The organism is Pseudomonas sp. UBA6562, from assembly GCF_002434265.1.
Lineage (GTDB): Bacteria > Pseudomonadota > Gammaproteobacteria > Pseudomonadales > Pseudomonadaceae > Aquipseudomonas.
On record NZ_DJJS01000007.1, the window covers coordinates 632903 to 651098 of the forward strand.

Consider the following 18196-nt stretch of genomic DNA (forward strand, 5'->3'; position numbering starts at 1 on the left):
TGGCCTCTATTTCACTCAAGCAAAGGTCACCCCCATGCTGCGTTCACCTCGATTCATCCTGCCCCTGCTGCTGGTCGGCGCCTTGGCCGCGTGCGGCAAAAACGACCGCGAGGCGCAGATCGACGCGCAATTCCCGCTGCAACAGAACTACCAGGGCACCATCGACAGCATCGTGCCGCCCTTTGCGTCGGCACATCCCAACCTGCCCGTGGAGAAGATCAAAGAGGTGGTGCGCGACCACTTCACCTTCGACGAATACCGCGACGACATCCACAAGCTGTACAGCGAAGAACACTTCAGCGATGCCGAATTCGCGCAGGTCACGGCCATGCTCAAGGACCCGGCCAAGGCCCAGCAATTGGGCAAGACGCCAGAAACCAAAGTCATCGGCGAGAAGCTCAACAACTACATGATGCAGACCGCCACCGATCCCAAGCTGCGCGAGCAGGCCACCGAGCGGGTCAAGGACATCAGCGAAGAGCTGGAGAAGATGGACAAGTAACTCCCTCAGGCGCGTCGGGGCGTTCGCCCCTTGCGCCTATCCGGGTCGCGCGGCCTAGTGACGATTGGCGGGAATTGCCAGGCCCAGGCTATCGCGCAACGTGGTGCCTTCATAGGCGGTGCGATACAGACCCCGCGCCTGCAGCAACGGAATCACCTCCTGGGTGAAACGCCTGAACTGTTCTGGGTGGCCGATGTACAGGTTGAAGCCATCCAGCGCCCGTGCCTCGAACCATTCGCTCATGGTTGCCGCTACGGTTTCGGCCGAGCCGACGAAGGCTCCAGGGCGCATTTTTCTGCCGAACTCCACGGCCTGGCGCAGGCTCAAGCCGTTATCGGCAGCGTGTTTGGCGATGCGCTGGGCGTTGGTGAAGAAACTGCTGCGGGCGTAGTCCAGACTTTGCTGGGGGAAAGGCGCGTCGAGGTCGTACTGGCTGAAATCGTGCCAGCCGAAATTGCGGCCGAACTCCTTGAGCGCCAGCTCGAAGCTGTGGTCGGTGTCGTGATAATGCCGCTCGATCTCGCGGGCATGGGCATCGGTATCGCCCACATAGATCTCGGCGCCCGGCAGCACCAGCAGTTGCTCGGGATCGCGCCCCAGCTGGGCCGCACGGCCCTTCACATCGCGATAGAACGCTTGGCCCTGCGCGATGCTGGCGGCATGGGTGAAGATCACGTCCGCCGTGGCCGCGCCCAGGGCACGCCCCTGCTCCGAGTCGCCGGCCTGGAAGATCACCGGCTGGCCTTGCGGCGAGCGTTGGATGTTCAGGGGGCCGACCACCTGGAAGTGCTCGCCGCGGTGGTGCAGGGTGTGCAGTTTGCCGGGGTCGAGAAACTGTCCGGTGTCACGGTCGCGGACCAGGGCACCGTCCTCGTAGGACTGCCACAACCCTTGCACCACCTCCACGTGTTCCTTGGCGCGGGCGTAACGGGTGTCGTAGTCGTAGTGCTCGTCGCGCCCATAGTTGCCGGCCGTACCGGCGTCACCACTGGTGACCACGTTCCAGCCCGCGCGGCCCTTGCTGATCAGGTCGAGGGACGCCAACCGGCGCGCGACGTTGAAGGGCGCGTTGTAGGAAGTGGTCAAGGTGCCGACCAGGCCCAGCCGCTTGGTGCTCACCGCCAGCGCCGAGAGCAGCGTCAAGGGTTCCAGGCGGTTGAGGTAGTGCGGTGGCGAGCCCTCGGTGATGAACTGGCTGTCGACGATGAAGATCAGGTCGAACAGCGCGGCTTCGGCCTGGCGGGCGATGTCGATGTACCAGTCGATGTTGACGCTGGCGTCGGTCGGCAGCGCCGGGTCGCGCCACAGGTTGTGCCGGCCGGGGCCGCCGCAGCCCATGGTCAGGGCGCCGAGCTTGATCTGACGCTGGCTCATGGTTGGGTGGCTCCTGCCTGGCGGTTGCCATCGGTGCCACTGGCCACGGGCTGCAAGGCGCCAGCGAAGGAGTCATCGAACAACGTTGCCGCCGAGTAAGTCTTGATCAGGCCCAAGTCGGCGAAGAAAGCCACGGTTTTCTGCGCGTCCTGCACCACCTGTGGGCTCAATGGGCCAAGGTCGGTACGAGCGCGGGCGAACCAGGCGCGGGCGATATCGCGGTCGGCGCGGGTGCGCTTGGACCAGGCATCGGCATAGGCTTCGGTGTGCGCCGGGTCGCTCAGCGTCCATGCTCGGGCTTGTTTGAGACGGCGCAGGAAGTCGTCGATCTGCGCGCGTTTCTCGCCCACCGCGTGGGCGTTGGCGACCACGAAGCTTTGCGCCGGAATCAACCCCTCGGCCGTGGCGATCACCCGTGCTCCGTGACGTTCGAGTTGCGTCACGTAGGGCTCCCAGGTGGCGATCACATCGACCGAACCGCCGTCCAGCGCATGGGAGGCGTCCAGGGCGCTGAGGTAGCTCAGCGACAGGGCATCGCGGGGTACACCGGCCTTGTCCAAGGCGCTGAGCAGCAATTGCTGGCTCCACGAGCCCTTCCACACCGCCGCGCGTTTGCCGCGCAGGTCTTGCAGGCTATGGATATCGGAGTCCTTGCGCACCACGATGGCCACGCCGGCGAGGTTCTGCCGGGTCACGGCGATGACCTTGATCGGCGCACCCAGAGCACCCAGGAACAAGGGCGGCGCATCGCCCAGCAGGCCCAGGTCGAGGCTGCCGACGTTGAGCGCCTCGGCCACGGGCGAACCTGCGGTGAATTGTTTCCACTCCAAGGTATAAGGCAGATCGGCGAGCACGCCCGCCGCTTCCATCACGGCGCGGGTGTTGAAGCTTTGGTCGCCGACCACCAGGGTCTGGGCGGCCGCGCTCAGGCTGAGGGTCGAGGCCAGCGCAAGGGCGGCCCAGCGTTTGAGATAGCGCACGTTCGTTCTCCATGTGCCGTTAAGGCAAGTTGGGCCGATCCGCGCGAGCGGTCTCGTATCGCTCCTGGGAGCTCATGTCGGGGTAGACGTTTTATTCATAAGCGATGATTTTTTTATAATCTAAACGTCTTTGTACGGGGCTGTGAAATTCGCTTTCGACCTAACCTAATGCCTTTCCGGTACGACACAAGAATATTATTTTGCATATTAGCTTATTGTTATTTTGCATTTTAATAATACTTTCAAGCTTGCTAGGGTGCAGCCAATCCGACAGCAAGAGCCGTTTCCATGAGCCATGACATTCACCCTGAGCGTATTCGCCAGTTTCTCGCCGAACTGAGCGAGCTGCTTGACCAGCAGCCTGCGGAAGCCGCCTTGCTCGAACGGGGCGAAGCCCTTTTGACACGGCTGGTCGCCCACGACGATTGGCTGCCTGCGGAACTCGCCGAGCCGCACCCGGAGCACTACCAGCAATACCTGCTGCATTGCGATGCGCGTCAGCGCTTCAGCGTGGTCAGCTTCGTCTGGGGGCCGGGCCAGCGCACGCCAGTGCACGACCACCGGGTCTGGGGGCTGATCGGCATGCTGCGCGGTGCCGAGGACGCCCAGGCGTATGGACGCGACAGCGCAGGCGCTCTGGTGCCGCACGGCGCTCCGGTGCGCTTGCGTCCCGGGCAGGTCGAGGCGGTGTCGCCGCGTATCGGCGACGTGCATCAGGTCAGCAATGCTTTGTCCGATCAGGTTTCGATCAGCATCCACGTCTATGGCGGCAACATCGGCGCCGTCAAACGTGCCGTCTACCTTGCCGACGGCAGCGAAAAACCTTTCATCTCCGGTTATTCCAACCGCCACCTGCCCAATCTCTGGGACTTGTCCAAGGAGCGCCCCGCGCCATGACTGCACGCCCTACCCGCCACTTCCAAGCCATCCAACGCGCGCTGCTCGCCGGGGAGGAACTGGCCTTGATCGATGTCCGCGAGGAACACCCGTTCGCCCAGGCCCATCCCTTGTTCGCCAGCAACATCGCCTTGTCGCGACTGGAGCTGGAGGCGTATGCGCGCATTCCACGGCGCGACACGGCCATCACCGTCTATGACGACGGCGAAGGCCTGGCCGACATCGCCGTGGATCGTTTGCGAGCCTTGGGCTATGTCGATGTGGCGCTGCTCGATGGCGGCCTGGCCGGCTGGCGCGAGGCCGGCGGCGAACTGTTCCGCGACGTCAATGTGCCGAGCAAGGCGTTCGGCGAACTGGTCGAGCACGAGCGGCAAACGCCGTCGCTGTCGGCCGAGGCCGTGCAAGCGCTGCTGGATGAAAAAGCAAACGCGGTCGTGCTCGACGCGCGTCGTTTCGACGAGTACCAGACCATGGGCATTCCCGGCGGCATCAGCGTGCCGGGGGCGGAACTGGTGTTGCGTGTGGCGGACATCGCGCCAGACCCCAAGACCCAGGTGATCGTCAACTGCGCCGGGCGCACGCGCAGCATCATCGGCACCCAATCGCTGCTCAACGCTGGCATCGCCAACCCGGTGGCGGCACTGCGCAACGGCACCATTGGCTGGACATTGGCCGGTCAGGCGCTGGCCCATGGTCAATCCAACGCCTTTCCCGAGGCCAGCACCAAACACCGTGAGGCTGCTGCCGACAAGGCCCGCGCCGTCGCCGACCGCGCCGGCGTGCTGCGCGTGACTGGCGACGAGCTAGCGCAGTGGCAGGCCGATGTCGCACGCACCACCTATGTGTTCGACGTGCGCACGCCGCAGGCCTACAGCGCCGGACATCTGCCGGGCAGCCGCTCGGTACCGGGTGGGCAATTGGTACAGGAAACCGACCATGTGGCCAGCGTGCGCGGTGCACGCATCGTGTTGGTGGACGACGACGGCGTGCGCGCCAACATGACGGCCTCGTGGTTGGCGCAGATGGGTTGGCAGGTGGCGGTGCTCGACGGTTTGGGCGCCGAGGACTTCAGCGAAGTCGGTGAAGGCCGGACCCATTTGCCGACGCCACCGGCGGTAAACGCGATCAGCCCGGCGCAACTGGCGCAATGGCAGGAACAGCCGGGCACGGTGCTGCTGGACTTCACCACCAGCGCCAACTACGTGCAACGGCACATTCCCGGCGCGCACTGGGCGATCCGTGCGCAGTTGCCCCAGGCGCTGGAACGCCTGCCAACGGCCGAACGCTACGTGTTGACCTGCGGCAGCAGCCTCTTGGCACGCTTCGCCAGCCGCGACTTGCAAGCGCTGACGCAGGTGCCGGTGTACGTGCTCGAAGGCGGCACGGCGCGTTGGATCGCCGAGGAGCGGGCATTGGACAGCGGCGAGCGGCACTTGGCGGTACCGCGCACCGATCGTTACCGGCGCCCTTACGAGGGCACCGATAATCCGCGCGAGGCAATGCAGGGGTATCTGGATTGGGAGTTCGGGTTGGTCGCGCAACTGGAGCGCGACGGCACGCATGGTTTCAGGGTGCTGTGAGAAATACAGGCAGTGCTATGCCTGAAACGGGCAAAGACCGCAGAGCGGTCTCGTGCCCGATGTCACTCGGTTGGCGAAGCGATGTTGATTGGGGCTGCTTTGCAGCCCATCGCGGCTAATCGGTGCGCCGAATCGGCCGCTCCTACTGGACAGGCGTGACTCTATGGAAGCAGCCGATTCGGCGGTCGTATTGGCCGGCAACGCCGCCCCGAGGGCTACCTTTAAACCCCCACGGCCCCTGTAGGAGCGGCTTCAGCCGCGATGGCCGGCAACGCCGGCCTGATGGCTCCTACTTCCTCCCATAAAGAGTAAACGCGCCTGATGCCAGAGCGGCGCTGCCGACCCGTGAACCGGAGCGCCGGCCGTCGCTCCTCGTATCACCCGCCAATCGCGATCAGGCGATGGCGGTATCCACCAGCACTTGCGCCTCGGCCACAAGACGCTGCAAATGCGCTTCGTCGACGAAGCTTTCTGCATAGATCTTGTAGATATCCTCGGTGCCCGAAGGGCGCGCGGCGAACCAGCCGTTGGCCGTCATCACCTTGAGGCCGCCGATGGCCTGACCGTTACCCGGCGCGTGGCTGAGGATCTGCTCGATAGGCTCGCCGGCCAGTTCCTTGGAAGTCACCTGCTCGGGGGCCAGCTTGCTCAGCAGGCCTTTCTGCCGTGCGTCGGCCTTGGCCTCGACGCGAGTGGCGTAAGGCTTGCCCAGGGTCGCGGTCAGGTCGGCATAGGCTTGGCTCGGCGTACGGCCGGTACGCGCGGTCATTTCGGCGGCCAACAAGGCCGGGATCAGGCCGTCTTTGTCGGTGCACCAGACCGAACCGTCCAGACGTAGGAACGATGCCCCCGCGCTTTCTTCGCCGCCAAAGCCCAGGGAACCGTCGAACAGGCCCTGTGCGAAGAACTTGAAGCCCACCGGCACTTCGAACAGCTCACGGCCCAGGCCCTGGGTGACGCGGTCGATCATGCCGCTGGACACCACGGTCTTGCCGACCTTGGCCTGTGGGTTCCAGTGCGGACGATGGCGGTACAGGTAGTCGATGGCCACGGCCAGGTAGTTGTTCGGCTGCAGCAGGCCGTCGGCCGTGACGATGCCGTGGCGGTCGTGGTCCGGGTCGCAGGCGAAGGCCACGTCGAAGCGCTCGCGCAGACCGATCAGACCTTGCATGGCGTGGGGCGAGGACGGGTCCATGCGGATCTGGCCGTCCCAGTCGACGCACATGAAGCGGAAGGTCGGATCGACTTCGCTGTTCACCACTTCCAGGTTCAACTGGTAGCGTTCGGCGATGGCGGCCCAATAGCGCACGCCTGCCCCGCCCAACGGATCGACGCCCAGGCGCAGGTTGGCCTTGCGGATCACGTCGAAGTCGATGACGTTCTCCAGGTCCGCCACGTAGTGGCTGACATAGTCGTGACGCTGCGTGGTCGGCGCCTGCAAAGCCTGCTCATGGCTGATGCGTTTGACGCCTGCCAGGTTCGCGGCGAGCAGTTCGTTGGCTTTGGCTTCGATCCACTTGGTGATGTCGCTGTCGGCCGGGCCGCCATTGGTGGGGTTGTATTTGAAGCCGCCGCTTTGCGGTGGGTTGTGCGAAGGGGTGATGACCACGCCGTCGGCCAGGCCTTCAGTGCGCCCGCGGTTGTAGCAGAGGATGGCGTGGGACACCGCCGGGGTTGGCGTGTATTCGTCGTCCTTGGACAGCATCACCTGCACGCCGTTGGCCGCCAGCACTTGCAGCGCCGTGGCCGCGGCTGGGGCCGACAACGCATGGGTATCGGCACCGATGAACAGCGGGCCGGTGATGCCATTGGCTTCACGGTACAGGCAGATGGCCTGGGAAATGGCCAGTACGTGGTCTTCGTTGAAGCTCAGTTCCAGGGAGGTGCCGCGGTGGCCCGAGGTGCCGAAGGCCACGCGCTGACCGGCGATGCCCGCGTCTGGATGGCCGGTGTAGTAAGCGGTCAACAGGCGGGGGATATCGACCAACACGCTGGCCGGAGCTGGCTTGCCTGCCAATGGACTGAGCGTCATGCAAAAACCTCGAGATCACGGAATGTAGGGGTAAGAGCGCACAGTGTACGAAGAGTTGCAGCATCGGGCGACGAGTACGGCGATTATTCCGTGGCGTAGCGCCACCAACCGGGAAACATCTGTTGCACCCGTGGCTCGGCGAAGCGCTCGTCGATCAACATCAACACGCCACGGTCCTGGTCGCCGCGGATCACCCGCCCAGCCGCCTGGATCACCTTGCGCACGCCCGGATACAGATAGGCGTAGTCGAAGCCGGCGCCGTACTGGCGGTGCAGGCGCTGCTTGAACTGCTCGTTGACCGGGTTGACCTGCGGCAGACCCAAGGTTGCGACGAACGCACCGATCAGACGGGTGCCGGCCAAATCCACGCCCTCGGCGAAGGCTCCACCCAACACCGCGAAGCCCACCCCCCGCCCATCGACCACGAAGCGTTCGAGGAAGGCTTCGCGCGCGGCCTCGTCCATGCCGGCGGCCTGGGCCCAGGTGGGAATCTGCGGATGACGCTCGGCCAGGTGCCCGGCCACTTGCTGCAAGTATTCGAAGCTGCTGAAGAACGCCAGATAGTTGCCGGGCTGGCGTTGGTACTGTTCGGCGATCAGCTCGACGATGGGCGCCACCGAAGCTTGGCGCTGTTGGTAGCGGGTTGACACCTGGCTGACGATGCGCACCTCCAGTTGCTCGGCCTGGAACGGCGCCTGCACTTCAAGCCAAGCGGTGTCGTCGGGCATGCCCAGCAGGTCGCGATAGAAGCGTTGCGGGCCCAAGGTGGCGGAAAACAGCGTGACGCTGCGCGCGGCGCGCATGCGCGGGTTCAACAAGCGCGCCGGCACTACATTGCGCAGGCACAGGGCGGCCAGCTTGCGCTTGCGCGGGCCGTTGCGCAGGGTGATGTCGAACAGGTAGTGCTCGTCGAACAGCTCCGCCACCCGGCTGAACTGCAGGGCACTGAAGTAGAACTGCAGCAGCGCCGGGTCGATCTGCGTCGGGGTCTGTTCCAGGCGCTCCTGCACCTGGCCGAGGAACTGCTGCAACACCCGCAGGAACGCCTCGGGCAACCGCTCGCTAGCCTGATACGGCGCGACCTGATCCCTGAACAGAGCGTTCCACTGGCGGTTGAGCTTGTCGAGGGTCTTGTCCAGACCTGCGGGCGGATTCTGCCGCAAGGCCAGCAGTTGCCCTTGATCGAAGCTGGCGCTGTACATCTGCCGGCCGCGCTCGACCAGGTTGTGCGCCTCGTCCACCAGCACTGCCACGCGCCACTGGTTGGCCTGGCTCAAGCCGAACAGCAAGGCGTGGGCGTCGAAGTAATAGTTGTAGTCGGCGACGACCACATCGACCCAGCGCGCCATCTCCTGGCCCAGGTAATAGGGGCAGACCCGATGCGCCTGGGCCACCTCGCGCAGGCTCGCCTGGTCCAGCACCGGGCGCAGCCCTGCGGCCTCGCGGGCGGCGGGCAGCCGATCGTAGAAACCTTGGGCCAAGGGACAGGATTCGCCGTGGCAGGCGCTGCCCGGATGCTCGCAGGCCTTGTCGCGGGCGATCAGCTCCAGGGTGCGCAGCGCCGGCTGGGTGCTGGCACGCTCGATCTGCTGCAAGGCGTCCAGGGCCAACTTGCGCCCCGGCGTCTTGGCCGTGAGGAAAAACACCTTGTCCAGCTGTTGCGGGACTACGGCTTTGAGCAGCGGAAACAGCGTGCCGAGGGTCTTGCCGATGCCGGTGCTGGCCTGGGCCAGCAGGCAACGGCCGGTGCTGACCGCCTTGTACAGGGTTTCGGCCAACTGGCGCTGCCCCTGACGGAACTGCGGATAGGGAAAGGCCAGGGTTTGCAGGCCTTGGTCGCGTTCGGCCAGACGGCGTTCCTGGGTTTGCGCCCAAACCAGGAACCGTTGGCACTGCAGGTCGAAGAACGCCTCGAGCTCCGCAGCGGTACAGGTCTGGTCGATCAGGGTCTGGCGATCGCTGTCGACGTCCAGGTACACCAACACGACTTCAATTGCGTCCAGCCCACGGCTCTGGCACAGCAACCAGGCGTAGACCTTGGCCTGGGCCCAGTGCAGTTGCCGATGGTTGTCGGGCTGGCGGGACAAGTCGCCGCGGTGGGTCTTCACCTCTTCCAGACGATTGCGCAGCGGGTCGTAGCCATCGGCCCGGCCGCGCACCTTCAGGCCCAGGTATTCACCGCTGAGGGGCACCTCGACTTCGTAGTCGGCGCCTCGGTTCGCCGCCACACGGCGGTGGCCCTCGATGCCCTCCTGCGCCGTAGGCGACGGCGTGAAGCGCAGGTCCAGATCGCCCACCTTGGCGCTGAACTCGCACAGCGCCCGTACGGCCACGCTGTAGGTCATGCCGCCTCGCGCCAGCGCACGTGGCAAACCTCCACGGGAAGCCCGTGCTGCTCGCAGAAGGCCAGCCAGCGCAACTGGTTGTCTTGCAGGCGGTCGCCAGGGCCTTTGACCTCGATCATCCGGTAGCGGCCCTGATCGGGCCAGAACTGGATCAGGTCGGGCATGCCGGTACGGTTGTTGCGGATGTCCTGCAACAGGCGCAGGAAGCAGGCCTGCAGGTGCGCCGGCGGCAGGCAGTGCAGAGCCTGCTCGAGCAGCGTCGGGGTCAGTACCTGCCAGATCACGAAGGGCGACTGCAAACCGTACTTGGCGGTGAAGCGTTCGACGATCACCTGGCGGTAGCTGCCGTCGGCCAGTTGCTCGAGGCAACGGTCGAATTGGGCTTGGCGGCGCAGCTGGAAGTCGACGTCGTGCAGGTCTTGCGGCGCGCTTTGGAACGGGTGGAAAAAGGCCCCTGGAATGGGCGCGAACACCGCATCCCAGCACAGTAGGCCGAACAGGCTGTTGAACAGCGTGTTCTCCACGTAATGCACCTCGCCGCCGGCGTCTTCGAGCAAGTGCTGACGCACGGCACGCTCGACGCCGAGCGCGGCCATCTCGCGCGGCAGCTCTAGCTCCAAGGTCTGTACCGCGCGGGCGCGGCGGCGCGACTGCGGCGGGCCGCCGAGCTTGCGCAGCAGGCGCGGCAGCATGCGTTCGCAGGCCTGGGCTTCCAAAGCGTTGGCAGGCGCCGCCGCCATCTGCGTGGCCAGCTCGAACGCTGCCTGCCACTGCTCGCTGCGCTCATGCACGCGGACCTGGCGAATGCGTGCTTCGGCGTGGCTGCAATCGCGGTACACCACCAGCGCCAGCGGCCAATCGGCCAGCCGCTCGCACTGCTGGCCGACCTGGAACAGCAAACGCGAGCGGCGCCGCTCCAGCCAGGGGTTGTCGGCGTGCAGGCCCTGCACGGCCGCATGCAGTTCGGCGGGCGACGCGCCTGCGTCAAGGCGTTCGGCGCATTGGTGCAAAGCCATGGCTAAAGCGACTTCGCTGCGCTGGCGCAACGCGCGGGAATCGGCGCAGAAGGCCACCCGTTCGAAGCGCAGTACGCCCATGTCGGCCAAGACGAATTCCGACCAATCCTGGTAGAGATTGCCGAAGAACAGCAGCCTCAGGCGATCGCACAGCGGTTGCAGCTGCCAGTGCAGAATGCGCACAGGCAACTGCGGCAGCCACTCGGCCAGCGGCCGGGCAGGCAATTTCAGTTCGGCAAGCTGCAACAGCAGCTGTGACTTGGCGGCCCGTGGCCGCGCCAGCAGATGGCCGAAGCCTTGGGCCAGCTCGTCCTTGAGCAGCACGGCGCCCAACTGTTCCAGACTCAACGACGTGTCGTCACGGACCCAGCCCTGCTCCAGAAGGGGTTGCAAGGCCAGGTGGGTGTCGCCGATCTCTGCGTAGTCGAGCCGATCGTCACGGAACAGCTCGCCTTTGCGCATCACCATGCGCACCAGCAAGGCCTGGGACGTTTCAGGCAGTTCGACGAATCGCCGGACGAATGCCTGCTCGTCGTCGTCGAGCAGATCGGCATAGCGCATCTCGACCCAAGCCAGCACCTGGCGGAAGTTATGCAGGTAGTAGAGCGGGTCTTCGACGGAGTGGGCGATCACAGTGCAAGGGCCGGGCAGCGTAAAAGGGGCACTGTTTATACATACAGATCCGCTTCGGTGACAAGCGCCGTGGATCGGATGGGCTACCGTGCCTTTGCTGCCCTTTCCTTCTATCGCCCGTAATTGCTTGGTTAGCTGGCGATCATCGGAATTTGGCTTGGGTAGCTTTACTGACGGGCGGCATGGTTTCGACTTATCCAGAGGCGCCCACTTGGCGCTGTTTCAGCCTGGATTCGGCCCTGGGCCTGCACACCTGCACGCACGCCTGGAAAGACGAAGGATTTTGCAACATTTAAGCGTTACACCCGCTATCGTTTCCCCTGCATATTCGCCCATTTCCAGCAGAGTGAACCCCGTATGCCTTGGTTGAAACGTTTGATCGCGGTGCTGTGCCTGCTCGTGCTCGCAGCCCTGGCGCTGAGCCTGCATTACTACCTCCCGCGCCATGAAGTGGTGCGCGTCACCGGGGTCGAGGTCAAGCGCATGGACGCCGACGGGGTGATCAACGCCGAGAACCCGGCCGACGGTCCGACCCGCGACGTCTACTTCATCAACACCGTCACCAACGACGCCACCCGCGACGTGACCGTGTACCGCAACGAAGACACCGGCTGGGGCTTCCCCTGGTACTTCAAGTTCGACAGCGCCGACCTGCAGGCCAAGGCCCAGGACTATTCGCGCGACGCCAACCAACTGGCGGTGATCCGCTACTACGGCTGGCGCTTCCAGATGTTCTCGATGTTCCCGAACGTCACCGACATCAAGGCCACCAATACCGCAAGCACGCCGTTCCCAGTGTTCAACACCCTGTTCTTCGCGGTGTTGCTGCTCATCGTTCTGGGCATCGTGCTGGCGGTGCGCAACCGCTTGCGCCGCCGCCACCGGCCGATGGCGCCGGACATGCCGCCGCGCTGAAAGCGATTGCCGACATTGCCGCTGCGCCAAGGTCCGATGAGGCGCAGCGGCCTCCCTGCCCTGCTTAGCATTCGAACAAGGAGATTCCATGCAACTTACTCAGGGTCAGCGCCTCCCTTTGAGCAGCCTCGGCCTCGGCACGCGCGTCAGCGTGGCGGTCAGCATCGAATGTCGGCATGAAATCGACTTCGCCTGCTTCGGCCTCGACAGTCAAGGCAAACTCTCGGACGACCGCTTCATGGTCTTCTTCAACCAACCCAGCGCCCCTGCAGAAGCCATTCGCTTGCGTGGCCCAGGCCAATTCGATATCGATCTCGCCGCGCTGCCGGCCAGCATCGAACGGCTGGTGTTCACCGCAGCCATCGATGGCGACGGGGCGATGAACGCGATCGCGAGCGGACGCTTCACGGTCACAGGCACCGGTCAGTCCGCCCCAGCCACGTGCGAGTTCGGGCCGAGTATCTTCAGCGCCGAGAAAGCCATCATGGTCCTCGACCTTTACCGCAAGGGCGGCGAATGGCGCGTGCTGGCCAACCTGCAAGGCTTCAGCGAAGGTTTGGCTGCATTGGTTCGACACTTCGGCGGTGAAGTGCTGGACGAGCCTGCACCCGTACCCGCAGCCGCTACCGTGCAGGCCACCTTCTCGCTCGAGAAGAAAGTCGCCGCTGCGGCACCGGCGCTGGTCAGCCTGGCCAAGAAGGCGCAAATCAGCCTGGAAAAGAACAACCTCACCCAGGTCAAGGCCAAGGTGGCGGTGGTGCTGGATGCCTCGGGCTCGATGAATGGCCAATACAGCCGTGGCCGTGTCCAGGAAGTGCTCGATCGTCTACTGCCCCTGGCGGTGGCCTTCGACGACGACGGCGAGCTGGACGTATTCGCTTTTGGCGCCAAACCGGTGCAACTCTCCCCTGCTACGCTGCACAACTACCAGCACTACGTGACCAGCGATCAAGGCGGCTGGCGCAAGTGGAACGTCGGCGCACGGATCAATGACGAGCCCAAGGCCATGCGCCTGGTCATGGATTACTACCGCCAGGCGGGCGACAGAACTCCGGTGTACATCCTGTTCGTCAGCGACGGCGGTGTGCACGAAAACCGCGCCATTACCCGCCTGATGATGGAAGCGTCCAACCAGCCTTTCTTCTGGCAGTTCGTCGGCCTGGGTGGGTCCAATTACGGGATATTGGAGAAGCTCGACGACATGGCTGGCCGTGTCGTGGACAACTGCAACTTCTTCGCCTTGGACGACCTGCACGATGTGTCCGAAGAAGTGCTGTACGACCGGCTGATGGAGGAATTCCCCGGTTGGCTGCGGGAAGCGAAAAGTAAAAACATCATCGCCTAGACGAAAAAAACCCCTGCAAGCAGGGGTTTTTTCATGGCGTCGGGGTTAGCCGATGCTTACACCATGGGCTTCGGCCAGGGGCTTGAGGCCACCCGCAAAACCTTGGCCAATAGCCTTGAACTTGAACTCGTCGCCATTGCGGTACAGCTCACCGAAGATCATGGCCGTTTCGGTGGAGGCGTCTTCGCTCAGGTCGTAGCGCGCCAGTTCCTTGCCGTCGGCCTTGTTGATGACGCGGATATAGGCGTTGCTCACCTGACCGAAGCTCTGCTTGCGTGCATCCGCGTCATGGATGGTCACGGCGAAGACCAGCTTCTTCACGTCCGGGGCCAAACCGGTCAACTTCACATTGACCTGCTCGTCGTCGCCATCGCCCTGACCCGAACGGTTGTCGCCCAAGTGTTCGATGGAGCCGTCGGCCGACGTCTTGTTGTTGTAGAAGATGAAGCCGGCATCGTTCAACACTTTGCCGTTTTCACCCACTACGAACACCGATGCGTCAAGGTCGAACTCTGCGCCGTCGGTGACGCGTGCGTCCCAACCCAGACCGACCGTGACTTCCGCAAGGCCCGGGGCCTCTTTGGACAGCGATACGTTACCGCCTTTGCTCAAGCTGACTGCCATGGGGTGTGTTCCTTCTTCAAGAATGAGAAATCAGAATGCGAGACCGAAGCCGGTCGCAACGGCTTTGAGGCCGCCTGCATAGCCCTGGCCTACGGCGCGGAACTTCCACTCACCGGCGTTGCGGTAGAGCTCGGCGAAGATCATCGCTGTTTCGGTCGAGGCGTCCTCGGCCAGGTCATATCGCACCACTTCATTGCCATTTGTTTCGTTGACCACGCGGATGAAGGCGCCGCCCACTTGACCGAAGTTCTGCCGACGCGCGTCGGCGTCGTGGATGGTCACGGTGAACACGACCTTTTCGACATCGGCCGGAACGCGGCTCAAGTCGACCTTGATCACTTCGTCGTCGCCGTCACCAGCACCGGTCCGGTTGTCGCCGGTGTGCTCGACCGAGCCATCGGCGCTCTTGAGCTGGTTGTAGAAGATGAAGTCGGCTTCGCTGCGCACCTTGCCGTCGCCCTTGAGCAGGAAGGCACTGGCATCGAGGTCGAACTCTTGGCCGTCGGTCGCGCGCGGGTCCCAACCCAGGCCTACGATCACCCGAGTCAGAGAGGGATCGGTCTTGGTCAGGCTGAGGTTGCCACCTTTGGAAAGGCTGAGTGCCATTTGACTAACTCCTTGTGTTTTACCGAGATTTCACTTGGATTCTGCCGATGCGTCGTCCTTTGCGGGGAAGATCACACTGGCGAGGATACCGATGACCAGGGTCACCATGACGATGAGCAAGCTGGTGTTCGGATCGATGGTGTAGCCGTGGTGGAACATGTGGTCAGTGGCGTTGAGCGCCAGTTTCAAAGCGATGAAGAACAGCAGAGCGATGACCGCTTTCTCCAGGTGCACCAGATAGCGCTTGAGCGCCTCGAGCACGAAGTACATGGTCCGCAGGCCAAGAATGGCGAACAGCATGGCCGAATAAACGATCAACGGCTCTCGGCTGACGGCGATCACCGCCGGTACCGAGTCGAAGGCGAACAGCACGTCGGACACTTCCACCACCACCAGGCAGAGGAACAGCGGCGTGGCGAACAAGGTGCCTTTGGCAGCCAGGCTCATGCCCTTGTTCTCGGGTTTGAGCAGCTCACCTTCGAGCTCCTTGCGGCGCACGAAGAAGTGGTTGCCGTGCAGTTTCGGCCAAACCGGGAACAGCATCTTGGCGAAGCGGTAGGCGATGTGCTTGGAGTAGTCCTCCTCCTCTTCGTCGTCGCCGCCGCTTCTGAGCATCATGATCGCCGTCCAGGCAACGATCACCGCGAACACCACCTCGACCCACGGGCCGAAGGCCAGCAGGCCGGTACCGATGGCTACGAACACACCGCGGAAGACGATGGCGCCGATGATGCCCCAGTACAGGATGCGGTGACGCAGGTTATCCGGCACCTTGAACCAGGCGAAGATGGCCATGAAGACGAACAGGTTGTCGACGCTCAGCACTTTTTCCAGGGCATAGCCGGTCACGAACAGGCTGGCCACCTGTGGGCCGTGATGGATGTAGAGGAAGCCTGCGAATGCCAGGGAGATGGCGATCCAGAACACCGACCAGATGGAGGCGTTGGCCAGGGTGATCTGCTTGTCGCCACGGTGCGTGACCATGTCCAGCAGCAGCGCGCCGACCGCGATGCCGATGAAGACCGCCATGGTCAGCGGGGGAAAACCGATATGGGTAGCTTCCACAGTTGTTTACCTTAGAGTTCGAAATCAGCCGGGTTGAGACCCAGCTCCATGCACATCTGGCGGCAAGCCGCCTTTTCCTTCTCGTCGAAATCGCCGTCCGACGCCCCGATGGCGCAGGTCACGCGGATCAGCAGGCGTGCGGCGCTTTCGTTGTCCTTGATCCTGCCGATCACCTTCAAGGCCTCTGCCTGACCGATCTGCGGGTCGAACTCGAACTTGGCCACCGCATCGTTGAACACGGCCAGCACGTCAGTGAGGCTGAACACCTTGAGTTCCGGGGAGGTATTGAGAAACGCCGCCATCTTCTGCTTTTCTTCGGCACCCGCGCCATTGCTGGCCATGGCCACCATGGCGCTGGCGTTGGAAATCGCCTCCATGAATTTGCGGTTCTTGTGCTTGGCCACCTCGGTGGTCAGCGTTTCGCGGGCTTTAGCCGCGTTGGTTTTGAGCCATGCCAGCATGGGTATCACCTCTACAGACGGGCTCGGCCCGTGAATGATGAGTCACTTGGAACCTGCGCTCCAGCGCATGCCCCAGTTGTAAGCCTTGTCCATCGGTTCCTGGGAACGGTGGAAATCGACACGGCGGGTCACTTTGACCGAGCCGCCGTCGTTTTCCAGCAGCGCGATGGCGCAGCAGCCCAGGCGGCCGCCCTCCTCGTTCAGGCGCACCTCGATTTCCGGTTGGCCTGGGACGAAGATCGTCACCACGCCATCGGTTTCGGCCCAATTGGGTGCGCCCTCGTAGATGAAGGCGTAGACCAATATGCGGCGTACTTCGCTCCAGCGGTCGCCATTGATATGCAGCCATTCGCCGCCGGACACGGACCCGGTACGGTCATCGCCCATCAGTTGCACGTACGGCTCGTCGTGCAGCGAACCGAACGCGTTGCCCAGCGCCTGGACCACGCCTTTATAGCCGTTTTGCAGTTCGAACAGGCAACCGACATCGAGGTCGACCGATTTGCTGCGGCCGAAGAACCCCGTCTTGCCTTTGTTCCAGTTGAGGTTGACGCGAATCTCACCGAAACCGCCGGCCTTTTTGTCGAGGCTGATGGACGCGCGGGACTTGTCGAGGGTGATCTTGCTCAGGCTGACGCTGGGCTTAGGCGCAGGTGGGGGCGCTGGCGTGGCGGCCGGTGTCGGTGCGGGCGCAGGGCTCGGGGCCGGTGCAGGGCTGGCAGCGGGCTCGGGTGCGGCGATGTCCACGCCGAAATGGGTCGCCAGCGGGGCCAGCCCGCCGGCGAAACCTTGACCGACGCAGCGGAATTTCCAGGCGCCCTGCCGGCGGTAGAACTCGCCCAGAATGAGCGCGGTTTCGTTCATGCCCGCCGTCGGAATCTGTGCCTCTGTCCCGTTTGAAAGGCGAACGCTGAGGCTGGAAACGCGCGCAAAAGCGGCCTTGTTCTCGTGGATGGTGGCAGTCAGCGCGACCTTGTCGATGGCGGCGTCGAGACGGGGCAGGTCGATCGAGAACACCGCGCGCCCAGGGTTGCTTTCGACCAGTTGTATGGCGCCCGACAGCACGTTGGGCTGGCCATAGAAGCACATGTCGTGGTCGCTGCGCACCTTGCCGCTGACGGCCAGGGCGAACGCCGAGACGTCGATGTCGGCACCGGGAATGGCCGAATAGACCACTTCCACTCGGCTGAGCGCGGTGTCGACCGCAGCGTTGGCGCCCGGAGCGAGGCTGGTCATGCGCGCACCGCCTGGGCCGCGAGACCGACCAGATCGTCGACCGTACGCCCGCTGGCGGTCGAGCCGATGGTGTGGAACTCCCAGCCCGTCGCGCCTCGCGACAGGCGCGCCATGACCAGACCGGTATGCGCGCCTTGCTGGGACAGGTTGAAACGTGCCAACTCGACGTTGTTCGCCGGGTTGACGATACGGCAATAGGCGTTTTGTACGCGCTCGAAGTTTTCCCCGGTAAAGGAATTGACGGTGAACACCAGGTGAGTCACTGCCGCCGGCAGGCCATTGAGATCGACCTGGATGGATTCGTCGTCGCCATCGCCCTCGCCGGTACGGTTGTCACCGTTGTGCACTACCGATCCGTCGCGCGACTTGAGCTGGCGGAACCAGACCACGTCCATCGACTTGAGGTTGGCGTCGAACAGGATGCACGAAGCGTCCAGATCGATACCCCCGCCGCCGCCGAACAACTTGCCCAGCAGACCGGCCTTGACCGGGTCCCAGCCCAGCCCAAGGGTGACCTTGGACAAACCACTACCGGCGGTCTTTTCCAGGGAAATGCTTTGGTTCTTCGAAAGGGTGAGTGCCATG

General features: G+C 63.8%; 16 protein-coding genes. 5 read left to right on the forward strand and 11 right to left on the reverse strand.

The window, feature by feature from the left end:
• Nucleotides 1-34 precede the first annotated feature (34 nt).
• On the forward strand, nt 35-502 hold the full coding sequence (locus tag B4M43_RS14825; RefSeq protein ID WP_296268190.1) for a hypothetical protein: 468 nt from the start codon (nt 35-37) through the stop codon (nt 500-502).
• Between the two features lie 54 nt (nt 503-556).
• On the opposite strand, the gene B4M43_RS14830 is transcribed toward B4M43_RS14825, so the two are convergent.
• Both B4M43_RS14830 and B4M43_RS14835 read right to left on the reverse strand, forming a co-directional pair.
• Nucleotides 557-1876: an LLM class flavin-dependent oxidoreductase gene (locus B4M43_RS14830; RefSeq protein ID WP_296268191.1), complete on the reverse strand. Its 1320-nt coding sequence runs from the start codon at nt 1874-1876 to the stop codon at nt 557-559.
• Complete coding sequence (locus B4M43_RS14835; protein ID WP_296268192.1) at nt 1873-2856, reverse strand: ABC transporter substrate-binding protein; 984 nt, start codon at nt 2854-2856, stop codon at nt 1873-1875. Before B4M43_RS14835 ends, B4M43_RS14830 begins: the two co-directional genes overlap by 4 nt.
• Nucleotides 2857-3144: 288 nt before the next feature.
• Between B4M43_RS14835 and B4M43_RS14840 the strand changes: the two genes are divergently transcribed.
• Nucleotides 3145-3753, forward strand: a complete 609-nt coding sequence (locus tag B4M43_RS14840; RefSeq protein WP_296268193.1) for a cysteine dioxygenase — start codon at nt 3145-3147, stop codon at nt 3751-3753.
• Entirely contained in the window at nt 3750-5333 is a 1584-nt protein-coding gene (locus B4M43_RS14845; protein WP_296268194.1) for a rhodanese homology domain-containing protein, read from the forward strand. Before B4M43_RS14840 ends, B4M43_RS14845 begins: the two co-directional genes overlap by 4 nt.
• Before the next feature lie 394 nt (nt 5334-5727).
• On the opposite strand, the gene pgm is transcribed toward B4M43_RS14845, so the two are convergent.
• From pgm to B4M43_RS14860, 3 genes are all read right to left on the reverse strand, one after another.
• The gene (gene pgm, locus B4M43_RS14850; RefSeq protein WP_296268195.1) at nt 5728-7365 is read right to left on the reverse strand and encodes a phosphoglucomutase (alpha-D-glucose-1,6-bisphosphate-dependent); all 1638 of its coding nucleotides are present in this window, start codon (nt 7363-7365) and stop codon (nt 5728-5730) included.
• 83 nt (nt 7366-7448) lie between these two features.
• On the reverse strand, nt 7449-9710 hold the full coding sequence (locus tag B4M43_RS14855; RefSeq protein WP_296268197.1) for a helicase C-terminal domain-containing protein: 2262 nt from the start codon (nt 9708-9710) through the stop codon (nt 7449-7451).
• Nucleotides 9707-11359 (reverse strand): VRR-NUC domain-containing protein, encoded by a 1653-nt coding sequence (locus B4M43_RS14860; RefSeq protein ID WP_296268198.1) that lies wholly within the window; start codon nt 11357-11359, stop codon nt 9707-9709. The genes B4M43_RS14855 and B4M43_RS14860 overlap by 4 nt, the downstream gene beginning before the upstream one ends.
• A gap of 357 nt (nt 11360-11716) precedes the next feature.
• Between B4M43_RS14860 and B4M43_RS14865 the strand changes: the two genes are divergently transcribed.
• Together B4M43_RS14865 and B4M43_RS14870 are read left to right on the forward strand one after the other, a co-directional pair.
• Entirely contained in the window at nt 11717-12274 is a 558-nt protein-coding gene (locus B4M43_RS14865) for a DUF1523 family protein (RefSeq protein ID WP_296268201.1), read from the forward strand.
• Between the two features lie 88 nt (nt 12275-12362).
• Nucleotides 12363-13619, forward strand: a complete 1257-nt coding sequence (locus B4M43_RS14870; protein ID WP_296268203.1) for a VWA domain-containing protein — start codon at nt 12363-12365, stop codon at nt 13617-13619.
• Between the two features lie 45 nt (nt 13620-13664).
• Here B4M43_RS14870 and B4M43_RS14875 read toward each other — a convergent pair whose 3' ends face one another.
• From B4M43_RS14875 to B4M43_RS14900, 6 genes are read right to left on the reverse strand one after another with little or no spacing between them, the layout of a single operon-like run.
• Complete coding sequence (locus B4M43_RS14875) at nt 13665-14243, reverse strand: TerD family protein (protein WP_296268205.1); 579 nt, start codon at nt 14241-14243, stop codon at nt 13665-13667.
• A gap of 30 nt (nt 14244-14273) precedes the next feature.
• Nucleotides 14274-14849, reverse strand: a complete 576-nt coding sequence (locus B4M43_RS14880; RefSeq protein WP_296268206.1) for a TerD family protein — start codon at nt 14847-14849, stop codon at nt 14274-14276.
• A gap of 30 nt (nt 14850-14879) precedes the next feature.
• Complete coding sequence (locus B4M43_RS14885; protein WP_296268208.1) at nt 14880-15914, reverse strand: TerC/Alx family metal homeostasis membrane protein; 1035 nt, start codon at nt 15912-15914, stop codon at nt 14880-14882.
• An 11-nt stretch (nt 15915-15925) separates the two neighbouring features.
• Nucleotides 15926-16375: a tellurite resistance TerB family protein gene (locus B4M43_RS14890; protein ID WP_296268209.1), complete on the reverse strand. Its 450-nt coding sequence runs from the start codon at nt 16373-16375 to the stop codon at nt 15926-15928.
• A 42-nt stretch (nt 16376-16417) separates the two neighbouring features.
• Nucleotides 16418-17611, reverse strand: a complete 1194-nt coding sequence (locus B4M43_RS14895; RefSeq protein ID WP_296268210.1) for a TerD family protein — start codon at nt 17609-17611, stop codon at nt 16418-16420.
• Entirely contained in the window at nt 17608-18195 is a 588-nt protein-coding gene (locus B4M43_RS14900) for a TerD family protein (protein ID WP_296268211.1), read from the reverse strand. The genes B4M43_RS14895 and B4M43_RS14900 overlap by 4 nt, the downstream gene beginning before the upstream one ends.
• Nucleotide 18196 lies beyond the last annotated feature (1 nt).

Excerpts from the sequence above, each read along its gene's own strand:
- B4M43_RS14855 (WP_296268197.1), bottom strand. The coding sequence starts at position 9,710 with ATGACCTACAGCGTGGCCGTACGGGCGCTGTGCGAGTTCAGCGCCAAG.
- B4M43_RS14865 (WP_296268201.1), top strand. The coding sequence starts at position 11,717 with ATGCCTTGGTTGAAACGTTTGATCGCGGTGCTGTGCCTGCTCGTGCTC.
- B4M43_RS14825 (WP_296268190.1), top strand. The coding sequence starts at position 35 with ATGCTGCGTTCACCTCGATTCATCCTGCCCCTGCTGCTGGTCGGCGCC.
- B4M43_RS14900 (WP_296268211.1), bottom strand. The coding sequence starts at position 18,195 with ATGGCACTCACCCTTTCGAAGAACCAAAGCATTTCCCTGGAAAAGACC.
- B4M43_RS14830 (WP_296268191.1), bottom strand. The coding sequence starts at position 1,876 with ATGAGCCAGCGTCAGATCAAGCTCGGCGCCCTGACCATGGGCTGCGGC.
- B4M43_RS14840 (WP_296268193.1), top strand. The coding sequence starts at position 3,145 with ATGAGCCATGACATTCACCCTGAGCGTATTCGCCAGTTTCTCGCCGAA.
- B4M43_RS14895 (WP_296268210.1), bottom strand. The coding sequence starts at position 17,611 with ATGACCAGCCTCGCTCCGGGCGCCAACGCTGCGGTCGACACCGCGCTC.
- B4M43_RS14845 (WP_296268194.1), top strand. The coding sequence starts at position 3,750 with ATGACTGCACGCCCTACCCGCCACTTCCAAGCCATCCAACGCGCGCTG.
- pgm (WP_296268195.1), bottom strand. The coding sequence starts at position 7,365 with ATGACGCTCAGTCCATTGGCAGGCAAGCCAGCTCCGGCCAGCGTGTTG.
- B4M43_RS14890 (WP_296268209.1), bottom strand. The coding sequence starts at position 16,375 with ATGCTGGCATGGCTCAAAACCAACGCGGCTAAAGCCCGCGAAACGCTG.
- B4M43_RS14880 (WP_296268206.1), bottom strand. The coding sequence starts at position 14,849 with ATGGCACTCAGCCTTTCCAAAGGTGGCAACCTCAGCCTGACCAAGACC.
- B4M43_RS14875 (WP_296268205.1), bottom strand. The coding sequence starts at position 14,243 with ATGGCAGTCAGCTTGAGCAAAGGCGGTAACGTATCGCTGTCCAAAGAG.
- B4M43_RS14870 (WP_296268203.1), top strand. The coding sequence starts at position 12,363 with ATGCAACTTACTCAGGGTCAGCGCCTCCCTTTGAGCAGCCTCGGCCTC.